The organism is Streptomyces sp. (assembly GCF_036566765.1).
In the GTDB taxonomy this organism is placed as follows: Bacteria; Actinomycetota; Actinomycetes; order Streptomycetales; family Streptomycetaceae; genus Streptomyces.
On record NZ_DATCVQ010000557.1, the window covers coordinates 1 to 2,452 of the forward strand.

The 2,452-nt window shown below is 69.1% G+C and carries 4 protein-coding genes; 2 read left to right on the forward strand and 2 right to left on the reverse strand.

Going from position 1 to position 2,452, the window contains the following annotated elements; translation table 11 throughout:
* Window positions 1-1,159 (forward strand): recombinase family protein (locus VIU94_RS32215; RefSeq protein ID WP_331916873.1); only part of this gene is annotated, 1,159 nt, incomplete at its 5' end.
* A 59-nt stretch (window positions 1,160-1,218) separates the two neighbouring features.
* Here the strand turns inward: VIU94_RS32215 and VIU94_RS32220 are convergent.
* Entirely contained in the window at window positions 1,219-1,491 is a 273-nt protein-coding gene (locus VIU94_RS32220; RefSeq protein WP_331916875.1) for a hypothetical protein, read from the reverse strand.
* A gap of 180 nt (window positions 1,492-1,671) precedes the next feature.
* Complete coding sequence (locus VIU94_RS32225) at window positions 1,672-2,070, reverse strand: helix-turn-helix domain-containing protein (RefSeq protein WP_331916877.1); 399 nt, start codon at window positions 2,068-2,070, stop codon at window positions 1,672-1,674.
* Between the two features lie 121 nt (window positions 2,071-2,191).
* On the opposite strand from VIU94_RS32225, the gene VIU94_RS32230 reads away from it, so the two are divergent.
* On the forward strand, window positions 2,192-2,452 hold a 261-nt coding region (locus VIU94_RS32230; protein ID WP_331916879.1), incomplete at its 3' end, for a helix-turn-helix domain-containing protein.

A 2,452-nucleotide genomic window follows, 5' to 3' on the forward strand; every position in this document is an offset into this window, starting at 1 on the left:
AGACGCCATCATCGTGTACCACGGCGACCGGCTGATCCGGCAGCCCTACGACCTGGAGCGGCTCCTCAGCATCTCCGACTCGCGCGGCATCCGGATCGCGTCGGTGTCGGGCACTCGCAGCCTGGACTCCCCGGACGACCGATTTATCCTGCGGATCGAGGCCGCGCAGGCGTGCCGCGAATCGGACAACACCAGCAGGCGGGTGCGGCGGGCCCTGGACGACCGGGCACGCGCAGGGAAGGCGGGGTCCGGTGGCCGGCGCGCGTTCGGGTTCGAGGCGGACGGCGAGACCCGCCGCGAGGACGAGTGCGCGGTCCTGGCCGAAGCGGTGGACCGGTTGCTCGCCGGCCAGTCCAAGGCGGGGGTGCTGCGCTGGATGAACACCGTGTCGACGACGACGCTCGGCAACGAGTGGGAGGGCCGGTCGCTGGACCGGGTGCTGACGGCGCCGCGGATCGCGGGGCTGGTGCGGCGCGGCGACCAGTTGTACCGGGCGGTGTGGGAGCCGATCATCTCCATGGAGACATGGGAGGACGTGAGGCTGCTGCTGCGTCAGCAGGCGGAGGCGAATCCGTACCCGGGGCGGGAGCGCAAGCATCTGCTGTCGGGAGGGGCGGTGTGCCCGTCGGGCCACCGGCTGTCGACCAAGCCGTCCGGGCAGGCGAACCTGCGGGTCTATTACTGCCGGGTGAAGGGGTGTCCGACGCCGGTCGGCCGGAACATCGCGCACCTGGACGCGTACGTGTCGGGCGTGGTGGTGGCGCTGCTGGGCGACGAGGAGTTCATGGCGGAGCTGGAGGCCGCGGACCCGAGCGTGGCGGGGGAGATCGCCGAGCTGGAGCGCCGCAAGGCCGCCGCCGTCCGGCAATTGGAGGACCTGGTGGACCACCCGGACGTGGACGCGGGGGTGCTGGCCCGGTCGCTGGCGGGCTTCGAGCGGAAGATCCGGGAGCTGCGGGACCGGGCGGAGACGTCGGATCGGCGGCGGCTGCTGCGGCGGATGGCGGGGATTTCGCGGGAGGCGTGGGACGACCAGCCGGTCGATGTCCGGTCGTCGGTGGTGGCGGCGACGTTCCGGGTGACGGTGCTGCCGACGATGCGGCGCGGTCCGGGGTTCGACAGCTCGGCGGTGGACATGGAGCGGCTGCCGCTGGACTAGCAGGCCCTCTGAGGCCGAGGCCCCGGCGCGGGCGGGGATTGCGCCGGGGCCTCGGCACGTCAGGGCAGGGTGGAGGACTCTTCGCTACCGCTGGTGAGCATGGCGAGGACGCTCTGTTCAGCGCAGACGATGCGCTCGCCGAGGTCTTCGACCCGGCACAGGCGTCGGTCGACCAGGGCGTAATGGATGGTGGTGGCCGCGCCCATGCCGCCGGCGAGGATGCCGACGATTCCAGCGGATCGGGCAAGGTCGTGCGTCGGGCGAGTGATGAGCATGGTGATGCCGGCGGCGGTGACGGCGCTGATCGCTGCGCTGAGAACGGTCGGGTTCACGGCGTCTCCCCATCGAGGGCCGCGGTGTTCTTGGTGACTTTCTTGCGCGGCGTAGGTAGGTCACCGAAAAACACCACTACGGACGGTTCCTATTCGTCACATCATGCAATATTGGACGGACCGTTGGACAGTGCAGGAGTTTGACCGCACCCGGCCAAACAGCAGGTAAACCACGGGGGATCAGCGCTCCTGGCCGCCTTCCGGCGCGTCCTCCTCCAGGACGTCGAGGAGCGCCTCTTGTTTTCGGCGGTTCATGCGCCGGATGCGCGCGAGCAGCTCGGCGACGAGACGTTCGTTCTCGTCCATGATCGCCTCTGCTCGGTCCATCGGGGAGCGGTCGTCCGGGACCCAGAGGCCGAAGGTTCGGCGCACGGTGATGATGTCAAGGCTGAGAGCCTCGGCGATCTGTTCGGCCCGCTCGTCGGTGACGGCCGTGGCTCCGGTCTCGATCCGGGAGATGAGCGAGTCGCTCACTCCCATGCGGCGGGCGAGCGCCCCAGCGGTGCCGAGGCCGCGTCGTTCGCGCTCTCTTCTCAGCCACCGCCCAGCCTCTTCTAGTTGCTGGCGTTTGCTCGTCATGCCCTGAGCATTGCATGCCATGCAATGCATGGCTAGTCACACACACCTTCCCTGACCTGCACAGATGAGATTCTCTCGCTTTCGGCTTGACTATGCATTGCACATGACGCATGCTCAATGCATGACGTTCACGAAGCTGACCGCCCAGAGATGGGGGGAGGCGATCCGCAGAGCCCGCAACGAGCTTGGGCTTTCCATTCTCGACGTGGCGATGCGGACCGGCATCGACCCCGGGCACCTCAGCCGAGCCGAACGCGGACTGGCCGGAATCGGCGACGACTACCGCGCCAGCATCGCCGAGGCCCTCGGCACCACCCCCGAATCCCTGTTCACCGACCCGGAGTCCCTGTGCCCGCCTGCGGAACCTGCAACGGACGGGGCC

Excerpts from the sequence above, each read along its gene's own strand:
- VIU94_RS32225 (WP_331916877.1), bottom strand. The coding sequence starts at position 2,070 with ATGACGAGCAAACGCCAGCAACTAGAAGAGGCTGGGCGGTGGCTGAGA.